15 protein-coding genes are annotated in these 18,052 nt (G+C 64.3%); 7 read left to right on the top strand and 8 right to left on the bottom strand.

Annotated features, from left to right (window positions below; translation table 11 throughout):
- Nucleotide 1: 1 nt before the first annotated feature.
- The 3 genes from ACTQ1Z_RS00380 to ACTQ1Z_RS00370 form a co-directional block, all read right to left on the bottom strand.
- The gene (locus ACTQ1Z_RS00380) at nt 2–937 is read right to left on the bottom strand and encodes an ABC transporter permease (protein ID WP_320679260.1); all 936 of its coding nucleotides are present in this window, start codon (nt 935–937) and stop codon (nt 2–4) included.
- Nucleotides 930–1,781, bottom strand: a complete 852-nt coding sequence (locus ACTQ1Z_RS00375) for an ABC transporter permease (RefSeq protein WP_320679262.1) — start codon at nt 1,779–1,781, stop codon at nt 930–932. Before ACTQ1Z_RS00375 ends, ACTQ1Z_RS00380 begins: the two co-directional genes overlap by 8 nt.
- Nucleotides 1,782–1,988: 207 nt before the next feature.
- Nucleotides 1,989–3,626 (bottom strand): ABC transporter substrate-binding protein, encoded by a 1,638-nt coding sequence (locus tag ACTQ1Z_RS00370; protein WP_441857815.1) that lies wholly within the window; start codon nt 3,624–3,626, stop codon nt 1,989–1,991.
- A 146-nt stretch (nt 3,627–3,772) separates the two neighbouring features.
- Between ACTQ1Z_RS00370 and ACTQ1Z_RS00365 the strand changes: the two genes are divergently transcribed.
- The 6 genes from ACTQ1Z_RS00365 to asnS all read left to right on the top strand — a co-directional run bounded on the left by ACTQ1Z_RS00365 (nt 3,773) and on the right by asnS (nt 9,852).
- On the top strand, nt 3,773–4,438 hold the full coding sequence (locus tag ACTQ1Z_RS00365) for a hypothetical protein (protein ID WP_320679266.1): 666 nt from the start codon (nt 3,773–3,775) through the stop codon (nt 4,436–4,438).
- Between the two features lie 5 nt (nt 4,439–4,443).
- Complete coding sequence (larB, locus tag ACTQ1Z_RS00360; RefSeq protein WP_320679268.1) at nt 4,444–5,199, top strand: nickel pincer cofactor biosynthesis protein LarB; 756 nt, start codon at nt 4,444–4,446, stop codon at nt 5,197–5,199.
- 7 nt (nt 5,200–5,206) lie between these two features.
- Nucleotides 5,207–6,589 (top strand): LarC family nickel insertion protein, encoded by a 1,383-nt coding sequence (locus ACTQ1Z_RS00355; RefSeq protein ID WP_441857810.1) that lies wholly within the window; start codon nt 5,207–5,209, stop codon nt 6,587–6,589.
- A gap of 2 nt (nt 6,590–6,591) precedes the next feature.
- Nucleotides 6,592–7,149, top strand: a complete 558-nt coding sequence (locus ACTQ1Z_RS00350; protein WP_320679164.1) for a TetR/AcrR family transcriptional regulator — start codon at nt 6,592–6,594, stop codon at nt 7,147–7,149.
- A gap of 73 nt (nt 7,150–7,222) precedes the next feature.
- Nucleotides 7,223–8,251, top strand: coding sequence for a dipeptidase (locus tag ACTQ1Z_RS00345; protein WP_320679163.1), 1,029 nt, complete (start codon nt 7,223–7,225; stop codon nt 8,249–8,251).
- Between the two features lie 161 nt (nt 8,252–8,412).
- On the top strand, nt 8,413–9,852 hold the full coding sequence (gene asnS / locus ACTQ1Z_RS00340; protein WP_320679162.1) for an asparagine--tRNA ligase: 1,440 nt from the start codon (nt 8,413–8,415) through the stop codon (nt 9,850–9,852).
- A gap of 330 nt (nt 9,853–10,182) precedes the next feature.
- Here the strand turns inward: asnS and ACTQ1Z_RS00335 are convergent, their stop codons facing one another.
- From ACTQ1Z_RS00335 to ACTQ1Z_RS00315, 5 genes are all read right to left on the bottom strand, one after another.
- Nucleotides 10,183–10,485, bottom strand: coding sequence for a PTS sugar transporter subunit IIB (locus ACTQ1Z_RS00335; RefSeq protein ID WP_320679161.1), 303 nt, complete (start codon nt 10,483–10,485; stop codon nt 10,183–10,185).
- 212 nt (nt 10,486–10,697) lie between these two features.
- The gene (locus ACTQ1Z_RS00330) at nt 10,698–12,353 is read right to left on the bottom strand and encodes a galactose/methyl galactoside ABC transporter permease MglC (protein ID WP_293837083.1); all 1,656 of its coding nucleotides are present in this window, start codon (nt 12,351–12,353) and stop codon (nt 10,698–10,700) included.
- A 19-nt stretch (nt 12,354–12,372) separates the two neighbouring features.
- Entirely contained in the window at nt 12,373–13,881 is a 1,509-nt protein-coding gene (locus ACTQ1Z_RS00325; protein WP_293837085.1) for a sugar ABC transporter ATP-binding protein, read from the bottom strand.
- 123 nt (nt 13,882–14,004) lie between these two features.
- On the bottom strand, nt 14,005–15,291 hold the full coding sequence (locus tag ACTQ1Z_RS00320) for a substrate-binding domain-containing protein (protein WP_441857803.1): 1,287 nt from the start codon (nt 15,289–15,291) through the stop codon (nt 14,005–14,007).
- Between the two features lie 381 nt (nt 15,292–15,672).
- Entirely contained in the window at nt 15,673–16,713 is a 1,041-nt protein-coding gene (locus ACTQ1Z_RS00315; protein ID WP_441858777.1) for a LacI family DNA-binding transcriptional regulator, read from the bottom strand.
- Nucleotides 16,714–16,944: 231 nt separating this feature from the next.
- On the opposite strand from ACTQ1Z_RS00315, the gene ACTQ1Z_RS00310 reads away from it, so the two are divergent.
- Entirely contained in the window at nt 16,945–18,018 is a 1,074-nt protein-coding gene (locus tag ACTQ1Z_RS00310; protein WP_320679153.1) for an aldose epimerase family protein, read from the top strand.
- Nucleotides 18,019–18,052 lie beyond the last annotated feature (34 nt).

The raw sequence follows: 18,052 nt of genomic DNA, 5'->3' as shown, positions 1-18,052 counted from the left end.
CCTACCTCTGCGACGAACGTGCCGACGCGAGGGCGCGCGCCAGCGAGCCCAAGCATGCGAACGCGAGAACAACGACGAGCAGCGCCGCGCCGGGCAGCGCCGCGAGCCACCAGTACCCCGCGGAGAGGTACTGCATGGACTCCGACAGGATCACGCCCACGGCGGGCTCATCCGGCGAAAGGCCAAATCCGAGGAACGTGATAGACGCCTCGTGCAGGATCGCGTGCGGGAACATCAGAACGACGCCCACGAGCAGCTGCGGAAGCACCGCCGGCAGCACGTGGCCGCGCACGACTTGCCAGGGCGTGGCGCCCGCGGCGCGCGCCGAGGCGAGCCAGGGCTGCTCGCGCAGCTGCACAATCTCTGCTCGCAGGACGCGCGCGAGGCTCGGCCAGTGCGTGAGGGCCACGCCAACCGTGACACCCACGGCGCCGCGGCCAAGCGCATAGCTCACGAGAATGAGGAGCACGATGTGCGGGATGCCCATAACGAGGTCGACAAGCCACGACACGGCGGCGTTTGCCACCCTACCGCCGAGAGCCGCCACACAGGCGAGCGCAAACGCGATGACGCCCGAGCACGCCGCCGCGAGCAGACCCACGAACACCGAGGTGGAAAGGCCCGCAAGCGTACGGGCAAGCATGTCTCGACCCATCCAGTCCGTACCAAAGGGATGTGCGGCGCACGGTGCGAGGTTCTTGGCCGTAAAGTCGCTCGCCACGGCGACGCCCGCAAGGCACCTGCCCGCGACCACAACGAGCGCGAGCAGCGCGCAGGCCCCCACGAGGCCGACGAGCATGAGGCGTCGGTTGCCCAGGCGACCCCGTTCGGGCGTGTGGAACACGGTGCGGGAGCCGTCCTCGCCATGGCACCCGCCCTCGCCGCGGGGCCCGGGGCACGCCACGCGCGCCTGGGACGTGCTAACGACACTACCCACGAGACCTCGCCTCCCACCCACGCACGCGCGGGTCGATGACGCCGTAGAGCACGTCCGCGAGGGCGTTGCCCACGAACACGACGAGCGCCGAGACAAGCGCGATGGCCACGAGCAGCGGCGCGTCCCCGCCGAGGCCCGCCGTGACGGCCGCCTGGCCAAGGCCGGGGTAGGAGAACACCTGCTCCACGAGCACCGAGCCGCCAAACACCTCGCTCACGTTCGACAGCTCGATCGTGAGCGCGGGCACGACGAGATTTCTCAACCCATGACGGGCAAGTAGCGCGAGGCCAGACTCGCCCCGGCTGCGCGCAAAGCGCACGTAGTCACTCGCCATGACGTCAATCGTCTTCTCGCGCGTGTGCAGAGCGATGCCGGGCATGTTGGACACGGCAAGCACCAGGGCCGGAAGCACGAGGTGATGGAGCCTGTCCGCCCAGCTCACCTGCGAGGCCGCCACGCCCACAGGCACCGAGAATCCCAGCGGAAACCACCCGAGCCACACGCAGAAGACCATGAGGGCCAGAAGGCCCAGCCAGAAGGCCGGCGTGGAGGAGAGCAGGTAGCACGTGCCAAGGGCCACGCGGTCAAGGGTGCCGCCCTCTCGTATCCCCATCGCGATCCCGAGCACAAGCCCGCCGGCACCGGCGAGCAGCCAGGCGGCGAGCATGAGAGCGGCCGAGCTCGCGAAGCGCTCCCCCACGACCTCCGTCACGGGCCGAGCGAAGCGTAGGCTCTCCCCGAGGTCGCCGCGAAGGGCACCTGCTGCCCAGTGGGCATAGCGCTGCCATATGGGCGTCGAGGAACCCCAGTACTGCTCGAGCTCCTCGCGCTGTCCGACGCTCATGTGGGCATAGGACGCCTGCCCCACGTTGGCCCTTACCGGGTCAACGGGCGAGGCCCCCACGAGTGCGAACGTCACGACGCTTGTGGCCAGAAGCAGTGCCGCGAGGCGCAGCAGTGCCCTCGCCCATCTCGGCAGGGCCCTTGTCGGCCTCGCCCCCGTCGGACCCGCCTCCGCAGACCCTCTCTCCAACAGTCCCCTTCCCATCGGCTACTGCCAGCTCCAACGGTCGACGTTGTTGAGCACGGACCAACCATGACCGTGGGGCTGCAGCTTCTGGCGGGCCACGGTGAGGCCGTCGCGCTTCCAGTACAGGTGGCTCACGTTGGCGAGCCACACCCACGTGGCGTCGCCGGCGGGCGCAATGCCGCCCACGCCATCCCACTCGGACTGCTGCCACAGCGGGTAGGACGCCTCGACGTCATCGGCGGCGAGCGCCTCGTCGAGATAGGCGTCCACGGTAGCGTCCGAGTAGCACGAGTAGTTCATCGCGCCCGAGCTGTGGCTGAGCTCGTAGACGTCAGAGGGTGAGTTGGAGCCCCAGCCCCAGGTGATGGGGTCGCTGAACTCATGGGGGTAGAGGTCGTCCCAGCTGCCGCCGTGCGTGTTGACCTCGATGCCGATCTGGACCATCTGATTCGCGAAGGCGTTGGCCATGGACTGGCGCACCGAGTCGCTGGCGGGATAGTAGAGGTCAAGAGAGCAGCGCAAGCCCTCACGCGCGTACACGCCGTCCTCGCCGAGCGCCCAGCCCGCACCCTCGAGCTGGGCCTTAGCGGCCTTGGGGTCATAGTCGCAACGCATGTCGTCGCTTGCCCACGGCATGCCGTCGCCGATGCTGTAAGCAACCTTGCCGTAGCCACCCAGGACGTCGTCCACGATCGCCTGGCGGTCGACGCCCAGATTGATGGCGCGGCGCACCTCGACGTTGCAGGTCACGTCATTGCCCGCCGGGTAGGTGACGTCGCCGTCGGCACGCTCGGAGCCCGCCGGGATGACGGGCAGCTGGATCCCGCGAGAGTCCACGGTGTCGTAGGCCTCGAGCGAGTAGCCCTCGATCGTCTGGTCGGCGAGCGTGGCAGAGGTGTAGGCCATGTCGACCTGGCCGGCGCGCGCGGCGGCAAGGGCAGCGTCCTCGGCCATGAACACGACGACAACGCGCTCGATGTTGGGCTTTTCGCCGTAGTAACTCGGGTTTGCCTCGAGAATGGCCTGCTGGCCGCGATCCCACTGCACAAGCTTGTAGCGCCCCGAGCCTATGGGGTTGGCGCCGTAGTCGGGGCCATAGGCGTGCTCGGGCACGATGCCCATGTTGGCAAGCGTGTATAGCAGCGTGTTGCAGGGCTTGGAGAGCGTGATGAGCGCCGTCGTAGCGTCGGGCGCCGTGGCGTCGGCGACCATGGAGAGGTCCGCCTGGGCGTTCTTTGAGCCGCGGATCGTGTTGATGGTAAACGCGACGTCCGCGGCCGTGAGTGCCTGGCCGTCCGAGAACGTGGCGTCGTCGCGGATCTTGAACGTCCAGGTGAGCTTGTCAGGCGAGCATGACCAGTCCGTCGCGAGGTCGTTGGTGAAGTTCATGTCCTCGTCGGTGACGATGAGGGTCGACTGGATAAGGGGCTCGTGCACGTGCTCGCCGCAGCCCCAGTCGACGCAGGGGTCAAACCCGGCGTCCGGCTCGTTCTCGGCGCTCATCGCGATCGTGACCTGATGAGTGGCGTCCACGTCCGAGGCGGTCGCGGCGTCCGCGCGTCCACCCCCGTTGCCACAACCCGCAAGGCCGCACGCGGCAAGCGCCGCCGCTATGCCGCCGCCCACGAAGGCACGCCTCGTCACATTCGCACCGCTCACTTGAAACTCCTTCCCCACGCGCCACGACGGCACGCACACATGGAAATAAAAGGTCTGTCTTGTCGAACAGAAGAGTACTATCGTTCAATGGTATCCGAACGGATTGAACAGACTGTTCCGTAACTAGCATGCAGGAGGCATCATCCATGCAGTTCGACCTCGACAAGGACATTCGCTACGGCCTCGCCTACTCCGGCGGCGTCGACTCGTGCTACCTGCTCGCGGAGCTCCTCCGCGAAGGCTACGACGTCAAGGCCTACACAATCCTCGACGACCTTCAGATCACGCGAGACACCGATGACTCCGTGACAATCGCCAAGATGCTCGGCGCCGAGCAGGAAATCATCCCCATCAACATCTGGGACGGCCACGAGGACCTGCGCGCCAACCCCTGGGACCGCTGCTACCACTGCAAGTCCATGGTGTTCGGCACCATCCTCGAGCACATGCGTGCAGACGGCCGTACCGTCCTGCTCGACGGCACGAACGCAAGCGACCGCGAGGACCGCAGGCCGGGATTCCGCGCTATCCACGAGCTTGGCGTGCGCTCGCCGCTGCGCGAAGCCGGCCTCACGAAGGACCAGGTGCGCGAGAACTCCGCCAAGCTGGGGCTGCCTACGGCCAACAAGCCGAGCTACGCCTGCTACGGCGCCTACTTCGACAGGGGCGAGGCCATCACACCCGAGTCGCTGAAAAAGACGGTCGACAAGTTCATGGCCTCCCACCCGGACGCGGCAGACCGTGTTCGCACGGACGGCAACATTGAGCCGAGCCCGGCCGAGGCCGCCGCGCTCGCCCGAGAGAAGGCGTAGCAGAGATGACAAAGGTGCCGGGGTCAACCGTCACACCCAAAGTGGCAGACATCGGCTATGCGCAGCTCGACCTCACACGAGGCGCCAGGTGCGGCGCAGGCGAGGTCGTCTACGGCGAGGGCAAGACGGCCGAGCAGGTCGCCGGTATCGTGGACGCGCTCATCGCCGCAGGCCAGCGCCACGTGCTCGTCACGCGCCTGTCCGCCGAGAAGTTTGAGCGGGCCCGCGAGCTCATGGAGAGCGGCACGCCCCTCGAGTACCACGCCGATGCCCGCATCGCCATCGCGGGCGGCATGCCCGAGCAAAGCGGCAACGGCACCATCGTCGTGGCTTGCGCGGGCACGAGCGACCTGCCGGTGGCCGAGGAGGCCGCACTCACGGCCGAGTTTCTCGGCAACCACGTCGAGCGCGTGCGCGACGTGGGCGTGGCGGGCCTGCACCGACTACTCGCCCATGCCGACCAGCTCGCCCGCGCGCAGGTCATCGTGGCCGTGGCCGGCATGGAGGGGGCGCTCGCGAGTGTCATCGGCGGACTCGTCTCGTGTCCCGTCATCGCCGTTCCCACGAGCGTGGGCTACGGCGCCAACCTCGGCGGCCTCTCCGCCCTGCTCTCGATGCTCAACTCATGCGCGAGTGGCGTAAGCGTCGTGAACATCGACAACGGGTTCGGCGCCGGCTACCAGGCGAGCCTCATCAACCACCTGCCGGGGCGAACCCCGGCGCAGACCCACGACGCCCGCCCGGCGGACGCCCAGCGATAGGAGCACCATGGGCAAGACCCTCTACCTTGACTGTAGTTCCGGCATCAGCGGAGACATGACCGTCGCGGCGCTGCTCGACCTCGGCGCGAGCGAGCAGCGCCTGCGCGAGGCGCTTTCCACGCTACCCGCCCACGGCTTTGACGTAGCCGTAACCCGCGTGAGGAAAAGCGGACTGGACGCCTGCGACTTTGACGTTCGCCTCGACGCCGCACACGAGAACCACGACCACGACATGGCCTGGCTCTACGGCCACCTCGACGCCAGCGATCACGAGCACGCGCACGAGCACGATCACGATCACGAACACGCACACATACACGAGCACGAGCATGAGCACTCGGCGGAGCACGATCACGCACACGAGCACCATCATCACCATCACGAGCACCGCTCGCTCGCGGACGTCTGCGCGATCATCGACGCCTCGGCCATGAGCGAACACGCCAAGGAGCTCGCCCACGCCGTGTTCGGGAAGCTCGCAGAGGCCGAGGCGAAGGCACACGGCGCCACACCCGAGACCGTGATGTTTCACGAGGTAGGCGCCATCGACTCCATCGTCGACATCTGCTCGGTGGCCATCTGCCTCGACGACCTAGACGTCACCGAGGTCATCGTGCCCTCGCTTGCTGAGGGGCACGGCACGATCCGCTGCGCCCACGGCATCATGCCCGTTCCCGTGCCCGCCGTGGTGAACCTGTGCCAGGCGGCTGGCATCGCCCTTGTGCCCGCGCCCGTCACCGGCGAGCTCGTTACGCCCACGGGTGCTGCCATCGTCGCCGCGCTGCGCACGGGCAGCGCCCTTCCCGCGAGCTACGCCATCGAGCGCGTGGGCTACGGCGCCGGCAAGCGCGCCTACGAGAGCTGCTCGGGCGTGCTGCGCGCCGTCCTCATCGCATCCGCGGGCAGCGACGACGCGGGCGACGGCGACCGCAGCACCGTCACGAAGCTCGAGAGCGACCTCGACGACTGCACCGGCGAGGCGCTCGGCCGCGTCATCGAGCTGCTCATGGCCGCCGGCGCTCGCGAGGCGCACGCCATCCCGATCGTCATGAAGAAGGGGCGCCCGGGTCACCAGCTCGAGGTCATCTGCGATGGGGAGCTCGCGCCCGCGCTCGAGCGCATCATCTTCGAGAACACCACCACCATCGGCATCCGCTCCATGGACATGCGCCGTCATGCCCTCCCACGCACGCCCGACAACATCGAGACGCCCTATGGGCGCGTCTCCACGAAGCTCGTCGTGATGCCGGACGGCCACGTGCGGGCCTATCCCGAGTACTCCTCGGTCATTGAGGCATGCGAGCGCACGGGCGCATCGTTCCAGGACGTGTTCCGTGCCACGCAGGCGGCCGCGGTTAACGCACGCAGCGGCGACGCGCGAGAGGCATAGAGATGGACAAGAGACGCCAGCGCACCCGCGAGGCCATAGAGACCGCATTCGTCGAACTCATCGATGAGCGGGGCTATGCGAAGACCACGGTCCAGGACATCCTCGAGCGCTCCGGTGTGGGACGCGCCACGTTCTACGCGCAGTTCCACAGCAAGGACGACCTGCTCGAAGCCCAGGTCTGCGCTCTGTGCGACCACGCGCTCGACATGGGCGCGGCAACGCCTGTCTCGCCGCTCGTCCAGACCGAGCGCGTGCTGGAGAACCTCCTCCACCGCAGGGGCGGGCTGCATGCCCTCATCGTCGACGAGGGCTCCGAGCGCTTCGCCGACTGCCTGCGCCACGCCATCGTCACCCGCGCGGATGCCGCCGTCCCCGCCTGCCCCAGGGGCGCGGCCGCACGCATGAACCGCTCGTTTCTGCTGCACCACATAGCCGCGAGCTTCGTGGGCATGGTGCGCTGGTGGGCATGGAACGACTTTGCCGCCACGCCGCGCGACCTCGCAACCGACTATCTCAATGCAATCCTCCCGCTGTTTGGCGAGAGTGCGCCCACGGAGTAAAACTGTCCCAGGCATCGAGCCGGGCGCGCCCGCGGCGCAAGCTCGCGAGTGGCTCGGACATAAGGAGCACACGATGAGCTACCCCATCTTTGACCTGCACTGCGATACGGCAGACCGCCTGGCCTGGCAGTTCCTCCCGGACGATATCAAGCAGACGTGCGGCATGGACTTCTACGGATCTGGAGACGCAGACGACCCATCCGCGTGCCGAGACCTTGCGAGCAGCCACTGCCACATCTCGCTTGACAAGATCGGCAACACGCCATGGGCGCAATGCTTTGCCTGCTATGTGCCCGATGCCCTCTCGCCCGAGCAGGCCACGGGCTTTCACGGGAGCGTAATGACCCACCTCGCGCACGAGGTTGAGCGCAACGCCGGGCGCGTCATCCCTGTGGCGTCGGCATCCCAGCTCCGCGGCGTACTCGAGGGCGGCGACGAGCCACACGTGGCGGCCGTCCACACGATCGAGAACGCCCGCATGTTTGCCGCGGACCTCGGACTCGTCGAGCGCTATGCCGCAGACGGCCTCCTCATGGCCTCGCTGACATGGAACGCCGCAGGCCCCCTCGCAAGCGGCAACGACACCCATGAAGGCCTCACCTCGCTCGGACGCGAAGTGCTCGCCGAGATGGGCCGCCATAACATCGCCGTCGACGTCTCCCACTTGAACGACGAGTCCTTCGCGGACGTCGCCCGCGCGACCGACAAGCCGCTCGTCGCGAGCCACTCAAACTCCCGCGCCGTCTGCAACCACCCGCGTAACCTCACAGACGCCGAGTTTGCCGAGATTTGCGCTCGCGGTGGCGTCGTTGGCCTCAACTACTGCAGCTATTTCCTCGCGGAGGGCGCCAGGGGCGCGACGGGCAAGTCCGTCACGTTCGATCAGATCGCCGCCCACATTGAACACTGGCTCGACCTTGGTGGAGAGAACGCCATCGCGCTTGGCGGGGACCTCGACGGCGCGGATGTCCCAGACCTGCTCGATGACGCAGACAAAATGCCCGTTTTCCAGTGCCTGCTCGAGAAGCGCTTCGGCGAGGACGTCACCGCGAAGCTCTGCTACGAAAACGCCCTCAACTTCTTCGAGCGCTACCACGGTTAGGCGCCGCCCGTAGCCGCCGGCGAGCCACCTCGGCCAAAACGCGGCGGACGCCCCGCGCGTCGGCCCGTGCCGCCTGCGCCCCGCCGAACAATTGCCGTACCCTGCTATCATCTTCTCTCGGAATGGGCGCTCGCTCGAGCGAGCTCAATAAGGGAGAGAACATGAATCGCACCAAGATTGTCGAGCTCTATCGCAACATGGAGCAGCTTGACGGCAAGACCGTCACCGTCGCCGGCTGGACCAAGTCCGTCCGCGACATGAAGAACTTCGGCTTCGTCACGCTCAACGACGGCAGCTGCTTCAAGGACCTCCAGGTCGTCATGAACCGCGAAGCCCTCGCCAACTATGACGAAATCTCGCGCTGTTCCGGCTACACGGCGCTCGTCTGCACGGGCACCGTCAAGCTCACGCCCGACGCCCAGCAGCCCTTCGAGCTCACCGCGGAGACCATCACCGTCGAGGGCGCCTGCGCCGCGGATTACCCGCTCCAGAAGAAGCGCGCCACGGTCGAGTTCCTGCGCACCCAGCAGCACCTCCGTCCGCGTACGAATCTCTTCCGCGCCGTGTTCCGCGTCCGCTCCGTGGCTGCCGCGGCCATTCACAGCTTCTTCCAGGGAAGAGACTTCGTCTACGTCAACACCCCGCTCATCACCACGAGCGACTGCGAAGGCGCGGGCGAGATGTTCCGCGTCACCACGCTTGACCCGAAGAACCCGCCGCTCGTGACCGAGGAGCAGGCTGCCGCCAGTAACGGCGAGCTCGTCGCCGGCGATGTCGACTGGAGCCAGGACTTCTTCGGCAAGCACGCGAGCCTCACCGTCTCCGGCCAGCTCAACGCCGAGAACTTCGCCATGGCCTTTGGCGACGTCTACACCTTTGGCCCCACCTTCCGCGCCGAGAACTCCAACACGACGCGCCACGCAGCCGAGTTCTGGATGGTCGAGCCCGAGATGGCCTTCGCAGACCTCAACGACTACATGGACAACGCCGAGGCCATGCTGAAGTACGTCCTCACCACCGTCATGGAGACTTGCCCGGACGAGCTCGCCATGCTCAACAAGTTCGTTGACAAGGGCCTGCTCGACCGCCTGCACCACGTCGCGACGAGCGACTTCGCGCGTGTCACCTACACCGAGGCCGTCGAGATCCTCGAGAAGGCCGTCGCCGATGGCCACAAGTTCGACTATCCCGTCAGCTGGGGTATCGATCTCCAGACCGAGCACGAGCGCTTCCTCACCGAGGAGCACTTCAAGCGCCCGACCTTCGTGACCGACTATCCGGCGGAGATCAAGGCCTTCTACATGCGCATGAACGATGACGGCAAGACCGTCGCCGCGGCGGATTGCCTGGTTCCCGGCATTGGTGAGATCATCGGCGGCTCCCAGCGCGAGGAGCGCCTCGACCTGCTCGAGCAGCGCATCGCCGACCTTGGCATGAACCCCGAGCAGTACAAGTACTACCTCGACCTTCGCCGCTATGGCTCTTGCAAGCACGCCGGCTATGGCCTCGGTTTCGAGCGCCTCGTCATGTACCTGACGGGCGTGGGCAACATCCGCGACGTCATCCCGCACCCGCGCACGGTCGGCAACGCCGAGTTCTAAGGCGAGACAAGCGCGCAAGTGGCCACTCGAGCCACGCCTGCACCATATCGCGTTGACGCGCAAGCAAAGGACGGGTCGCTCCCAGCGGAGCGGCCCGTCCTCTTGTTTTAGGCAGGCGCATGCAAGGCACCCGCAAGCGCGTGCAACACACACTGCCACTTGCAACCGCGCACCCGAAAGAGAACCCAAAAATGAACCGGCCCGTCAGCGCTCGCGCAGCACCCATCCCAAAACGCAAAAGCGCCCGTGCAGGGAGGTTGCACGGGCGCGTATGTAGCAACTGGCCTCAAGCGACGCCAGGAAGGGGAGCATGGCTCAGGCCAGGTGACGCTAACAACTACCGAGAGCGGCGAGTCCCATATCGAGGAGCAGGGCGGCCCGCTGAGGCTGGTACTCATCAGGAGCGATAGTAACGACCTTCTTAGCACCCGCCTCTTCAAATGCCGTCTTCGCGAAATCGACCGCGGGAGACAGCATAATCACATCAGCGTCCTCCACGTGATCGACGGCCTCGCCAACCGGCATCGACTTGATGTCGATATCAAGGTTGCGCCCCTCGACGAGCGCACGCATCTTGGCGGCAATAACGCTCGAGGTAACGCTAAGAGTGCAACACAGAACGATCTTCTTCATGACCATGCCTTCCGTCTCTGAGGCGGGAACACGATTCACATGCCATGCGAGGTCGATGGGGCGCGCTTCCGCATGAGCCGTACAAACGCGACGAGGCGCGCCTTGCCCGCTCGTCCTACATATCGCACAAGGACAATTTCCACTCACGGGCCAAGCGAAGCAAAAGGGGTGGCTCCCGCCCGCAAGCCATTCGAGCGGGAGCCGAGGGGGGCCTACTTCTTCTGGACGTACTTGAGGCAGTCGAGCGTGACGGCAGTGAGGATGATGATGCCGGAGAACACGAACTGCAGGTTGGTGTCGATGCCCAGAATGGTGAGGGAGTAGGTAAGCGCGGTGAAGATCAGCACGCCGACCGTGACGCCCGAAATCTTGCCGATGCCGCCGGTGAAGGAAACTCCGCCGACCACGCAGGCCGCGATGGCGTCCATGTCCCAACCCTGACCATAAGCGGCGGAGCCAGAACCGACCATGCGCATGCACTCGAGCCAGTCGCCGAAGCCATAGAGGATGCCGGCGAGCACGAAGGCACCGATGGTGACGCCGAAGACGGAGATGCCGGAGACGGCAGCGGCCTCGGGGTTGCCACCCACGGCGTAGAGGTTCTTACCGAACGTCGTCTTGTTCCAGATGAACCAAACGATTGCGACGGCGAGGGCGGCCCAGAGAATGATCGTCGGGAAGCCATTGACCTTCGGGATGAAGATGCCCGGGATGGCACCCTCAATGGCACCGAAGGAAACACCCTTGGTGGCATAGGTCACGAGGCCAAAGATGATGAGCATGTTGGCCATCGTGGAGATGAACGGGTGCATCTTGAAGCGCGCCGTGAAGAAGCCGGCGATGGTCGTGAACATCGTCGTCAGGCAAATGCAGACGACGAGGGCGAGAAGCGCACGCGGAACGAGGGGGACCGAGGTGAAGTCGAAGACGACACCAAAGACCGAACCCGTGTTGATGCCCTGGTGCATGATGATCGTCGAGGCGGTCATACCCATACCGACCATACGACCAATCGAAAGGTCAGTGCCCGTAAGCAGGATCAGGCCGGCGACGCCAAGGGCGTAGAACATGCGCGGCGAGGCCTGCTGCAGGATGTTAAGGACGTTCTGGTAGGTGAGCAGCTGCGTGCCCTTGACGATCGGGGCGGCGATGCACAGGCCGATGAACACGAGAAGAATGACGATGTACAGGCCGTTCTTCAGGAAGAAGTTGCGCGTGTTGAACGTGTAGAGGTAGTTCTCGCGCTTCTGCGCCTGCTTCTCGGCGAAGGTGAACTTGCCCATGCGCAGCATGTCGATGAGGTGGTACTCATAGGCGAAGGCCTCGTGCTGGCGATCCTTGATCTGCTGCAGCTCGGTGGTGTAGGTCACCTTGGCGTCGAACTGACGGTTCTTGTAAATGTAGTTCTCCTCCTTGACCTCCCTGGAATCAGAGAGACCTGCGAGGGTCTGCTTGTGCTCCTCGGCGAGGTCGGCGAGCGCCTTCTCGTACTTGGCCTTGGCCTCGACCTTCTGCGCGGCGCAGCTGGCCTTGACGGGCTCGTAGTACTCGGAGTCGAAGTGCTGCTTGAGATATGCCTCGGCGTCGGCGATGAGCTTGTCGACCTCAGGCTTGTTGGCGGCCTCGACCTTCTTGGCCTTCTCCATCTCGGCCCTGTACTCGGCGATGGCCTCGTCGCGCTCGGCCTTGGTGAGGACGCGATCGGACTTGGTGACGTCGATGCTGGTCTGAAGGGTGACGACCTTCGTCGTGCCCTCGGCACGGAGCTCGTCGACCTTGCTCTGGATAGTGCTTACATACTCATCGATCGGCTGGATGAGTTTTGCCTCATCGTCGATCGAGAGAATCTTTCCGCTGGGTGCGGCCATATGATCAGACTCCCTCCTGTTACAGGTACTTGGCGCTCAGGCGCAGAAGCTCTTCCTGGTTGGTCTCGGACGTGTTCACGATGCCGGAAAGTCGGCCGTTGGACATGACGCCGATGCGGTTGGTGATGCCGAGGATCTCGGGCATCTCAGAAGAGACCACGATGATCGTCTTGCCCTGCTTGGCCATCTTGATGATCAGCTCGTAAATCTCGTACTTCGCACCAACGTCGATGCCGCGCGTGGGCTCGTCCATCATGAAGACCTGCGGTCCGCGCTCGAGCCACTTGCCGAAGATGACCTTCTGCTGGTTGCCGCCCGAAAGCGACGAGATGAGGTCGTCGGGGCCCATGCACTTGGTGTTCATCGTCTTGATCTCTTTGGCGGTCGCGCGGACCATCTTGTCCGTCGAGAGCGCAACGCCGCTCTTGTACTGGTTGAGATTGGCGATGGTGGTGTTGAACGTCAGGTCGCCCTTGAGGAACAGGCCGTTGGCCTTACGCTCCTCGGTGATGAGGGCAAAACCGTGTTCCATGGCGTCGCGCGCGTTGTTGAAGTTCATAAGGCGATCGCGAAAATAGACGCGACCGGCAGCACGCGTACGCACGCCAAAAATCGTTTCGAGCAACTCGGTTCGGCCGGCGCCCACCAGACCATAAAGGCCAAAGATCTCGCCCTTGCGAACATCGAAGGTGATGTCCTGCAGGTGCGGCTCGAACTTGGTGGACAGGTGCTGGATCGAGAGGATCGGCTCGCCGGGCTCGTTGTCGACCGGCGGGAAGCGGTTCTCGAGCGAGCGGCCGACCATGGCCGAGATGAGCTCGTTCATATTCGTGTCTGAGGTGTGCTTCGTCATGACGAGGTTGCCGTCACGGAGCACGGAGATGTCATCACAGATCTCGAAGATCTCGTCCATCTTGTGGGAGATGTAGACGAGCGCAATGCCCTGGCTTTTAAGCATGCGCATCATCTGGAAAAGCTTCTCGACTTCCTGAGCCATCAGCGACGAGGTGGGCTCGTCGAGCACGATGACCTTGGCGTTATACGAGATTGCCTTCGCGATCTCACACATCTGGCGCTGCGAGACACTCATGTTCTTCATCGGCTGGGTGAGGTTGACCGTCATGCCGAGGCGACGGAACAGGTCCGAGGCCTCCTTCTTCATGCGGGCCTCGTCGATGATGCCGGCGCCGTTAACGGGATAGCGACCCAGAAACAGGTTGTCTACCACGTTGCGCTCGAGGCACTGGTTGAGCTCCTGGTGGACCATGGCCACGCCGTTCTCGAGCGCGTCCTTAGGACCGGAGAAGCTCACCTCCCTGCCGTCGAGGATGATGTCACCCTCGTCCTTCTGGTAAGTGCCAAACAGGCACTTCATCATGGTGGATTTGCCTGCGCCGTTCTCGCCCATGAGCCCCATCACGGTGCCACGACGCACATTGAGGTTGATGTGATCGAGGACCCTGTTACGGCCGAACGACTTGCTCATCCCTTTGATTTGCAGGACGTAGTCCTCTTGCTCATCCGCCATTTGATCACCCCTCTTTACCCCTAGAAATTGATAACGTACTCATCCCTTACCGGGAAAAGGCCGGGAAGAGGACCTACCCCTCCCCGGCCCAGCGCCAACGTTAAAGCTGGACGATAGCTAGACCTACGCCAGGAGCGAGGTGTAGGAGGAGCCGTTGTCGGTCTTCACCATGTTGATGGCGAAGGCGTCGTACTCGCCCGGGTTGCCGAGGCGGTTCGTGATGTTGGACTCGGTCTGACCGTCGCCACCGATGTAGTCAACCTTGAGGTTGAGGAGCTTGTCGTACTTCTGGAGGAGCGGCTGGTAGGTGGCGGACAGGAAGTTGTCGGCCGCGTTGTAGATGTCGAGCCAGACATTCTTCTCCGGGCTCTTGGAGGAGTCAAGCTGGGCCTGGGCGCCGTCATACAGAGCGGTGGCATCGGCGAACTTGTCGGCGTTCTCGGCGGTGACGGCGAGGTTCATCGCGTAGTAAGAGCGATCCTCCTCGCTGTACTTGTAGTCATCCTCGGCAAGGACGTTGCCGGCATCGTCGGCTGTGGAGATGCCCGTGTTGATGTCAACGCCGTCAAGGGAGTTGCGGAGCAGACGGAGGGTCAGGTAAGCCTGGACGGCCGGGTTCTGGGAGATGGTGCCGGCGTAGCCCTCGGCGATGGCGGCGACAGCGTCAGAGTTAGCGTCATAGCCGAAGGTCGGGACCTTGTTCTCCTTGGACCAGGCGTTGAACATGGCCATGCCCATGCCGTCGTTGTTGGAGACGATGACGTCGATCTGGTCACCGAAGGAGGTGGCCCAGCTGCCCAGGGCGTTGCCAGCGGTGGCAGCATCCCAGGTGGCGCCGGCGGAGTTCTTCATCTCCTGCGAGGCGAGCTCGCGGACGATGTACTTCTTGCCGTTGACCTCGAGCTCGCCGTCCTTGACGACGGTAGCGGAGCCGTCAACGTTGGTGCCGGCGGCCTCGGAGATGATGGCGCCGTCCTTCTCGACAGCGGTGCCGAGGGCCTTGCGGCAACCACGGGTACGGGCGATGGAGTCGTTGTGGCCCACATCACCGATGGCGAGGACATAGCCGATGACGCCGTCGCCGTTGCGGTCGATGGTGTCGATGTGCTCCTTGATGTAGTCAACGACCATCTGACCCTCGAGCTCGCCGCCCTGGTTGGCGTCGAAGCCGACGTAGTAGGTGTTGGCGTTCCAGTTGAGCGTGGTCATGTCGAGCTCACCGGTGGAGCTGTTGGACGGCTGGCGGTTGAAGAAGACGACCGGCTTGTCCTTGTTGGCGACATCTCCGCCAGCAGCAGCCGTGGTGGCGGCGCTGTTGTCAGAGCCGCCGCAGCCAACGAGGCTGCCAGCAGCGACGGTGGTCAGGCCAAGACCACAGACCTGGAGGAACTTACGACGAGACATTGCCATAACGATCTCCCTTTCCTTTTTGCGCGCAATTCGCGCGCCTTTTGACGGTTGGCGAGAATTCTCCCGCTTCGGACTCAAGAGTAACGCATTGGAAATAAAAGTTGACCACTCCTGAGTTGCCATTTCATGTGAGTACGTTAACATTCTCGCCGCGCGCACAACTCAGCGAGACTCGGATTGTTGCCGAACGGTCGAATTTTGCGCCGCGAGTGGCACTACGAGCGTGCAGGTAGGTCCTTAGCTTTCAGCTTTAGGGTCCCGCCAAAGGCCGCTTCGTCAACACGTGCGAGCTCTTCCGCACTCCACGCCTCCCCATCGAGGGCCTTGAGATTCTCGAGGACCTGCTCGGGACGCGAGGCGCCTGACGACACAATGTCTACACTATGCTCTCGCTCGGGCAACGGAGCCACGCTCGATAAGCTTGCCGGGAATGCGCACGGCAACGACCTGGTTGTTTACCGGATCCTCCGGCACGGCATGCTCGAAGGCGGTGCGCCCACGCTCGCTCATGTCGAAGCGCACGGTGGTGAGCTGGCAGTTGGGCACATAGTCCACGAGCGAGTCATCGACGCCGACGACGCTCACGTCCTCCGGAACGCGCAGCCCATGATCGCGCAGGGCACAGATGACGCCATTTGCCATCTGGTCGTTCGCGGCAAAGACCGCCGTGAAGTCATGGTCATGCTCGAGCATTTGGCATGCCGCCTCATAGCCGCTATTCGCAGACCAGTCTCCACGCGTGGGCTCGACCACGGCGAGCCCCCTCTCCTGGAGGGCGTCCCTCCAACCAGCCTGGCGAAAAACCTCGTCCACGGAGAACTCGGGGCCGGCAACATAGCGAATCTCGCGGTGACCATACGAGAAGAGATGCTCCATGAGCGTGAGGGCGCAACGGTACTGGTCAGAGTCGACCGTCGTACAGCGTGGGTGCGCATACATGGAGACGATCACCGAAGGAAGGCCCGCAAGCGGCGTAAACTCCTCGAAGTCTGGCGCGAGACGGCTCATGCCGAAGATGACGCCATCGACAGGCAGCGCGGACATCGCGCGCGTGGCCTCTTCGAGGCTAAAGTTCTGGTCCTTGCTAATCTCCATAAGCGTGACGGCGTAACCGCGGTCTCGCGCGGCGGCGGTGATTCCGTCAAGCATAGAGAGGTTACCGAACTCCGTGATGTCGTTCACGCAGAAGCCAACGGAATGGTACCTGCCATCCCTGAGCGAGCGACCCGCATAGCTCACGCGGAAGCCGAGCTGGTCCATAGCCTCCTGAACGCGCCTGCGCGTCTTCTCGCTGACATTGGGCATGTTGTTCGCCACGCGAGAGACCGTCTGCTGCGATACGCCCGCGAGGCGCGCCACATCAACCATCGAGACGGTGCGCCCAGCCGTCACCGCCTTGGTCCCGTTGTCTTCACTGCGCATCACGCCGCTCGCCTCCCGGTCCCGCCAGATTCGTTGGGCAATGACCGACCCGCCCCAGACACAGGGCGGACAAGCCCCCACGCCGCTCACAGGGCAATTATGGCCGATTGCGGGAATGAGGTCTGGTTCGGTAAATTCCTTATGAGTACGTTAACATTATTCGAGTGAAGTGTCCCGATTACTCGCCGAACGGCAGTCAGGACACGTAAATGCGAGTGCGAGAGGCGCATCATGGCAAACATCGAGTTCCTTGGGAAAGCCCCGGACGGCACCCCCGTGAGTTCATATGAGCTCTCCTGCGACGGCGTCACCGCCCGCGTCATGGACTTCGGGGCAACCCTCCTCTCCCTCAGCGTGCCCAACAGGGACGGCGCGGCGGAGGATATCATCCTCGGGTTCGACAGGCTCGACGGCTACTTCGACAACCCCGCCTGCTACGGCGCGACCGTAGGCCCCTCCGCCAATCGCACGGACCTCGGCCAGGTCACCATTGGCGAGGCCACGTACCAGATGCCCAAGAACGACGGTCCGGACTCCCGCAACAACCTCCACACCGATCTTGCGGGCGGCCTGCACAAGCGCGTCTGGAACGCCGAGCCCGCGGAGGATGATTCCTCCGTCACCTTCTCCATAACGCTCGCGAGCGGCGACTACGGTCTTCCCGGCAACCGATGGATCACCGCGACATACGCGCTTGCCCCCTCGCCCGAGGATGGCGTGGCGCTCACCCTGCACTATAGGTGTGAGTCTGACGCCCCCACGTTTGTGAACATGACCAACCACACCTATTGGAACCTCGCCGGCCACGCCTCCGGCCTCGTCTTGAACCAGCTGGTCAGCGTGAACGCCAGCCATTACCTGCCCCTTCGCTCCGACAACGTCTCTCTGGGCGAGGTCGCCGATGTCGCTGGCACCCCGTTTGACTTCAGGCAGGCCAAGGAGCTCGGCCGCGACATCGAGCTCGAGGACGGGCAGCTCGCCCAGGGTCGCGGCTATGACCATTGCCTCTGCGTCGACGGCTATGACGGCACGAGCGTGCCGCGTCATGCGCTTCATGCCGAGGACCCCGCGAGCGGCCGCGTGCTCGACATCTCAATCACGACGCCGGGCGCGCACCTCTACACAGGCAACTGGCTTGACGACACAGACGCCAAAGACGGCGCCACGTACACGCCCCGTTGCGGCTTCGCCTTCGAGCCCGAGTTCTGGCCCGACAACATGCATCACGCAGACTGGGAGCACCCCGTCTGCAAGCCAGGACAGCCCTACGAGCAGACCATCGTCTATCGCTTCTCCAACAGGTAATTACCGGCGCGCATGCGCCTCGAGAAAGGACCAT

Origin of the sequence: Parolsenella sp. LCP21S3_E11 (genome assembly GCF_052118165.1) — a bacterium.
Classification (GTDB): Bacteria; Actinomycetota; Coriobacteriia; order Coriobacteriales; family Atopobiaceae; genus Parolsenella.
This window is presented reverse-complemented; position numbering and strand designations above follow the sequence as displayed.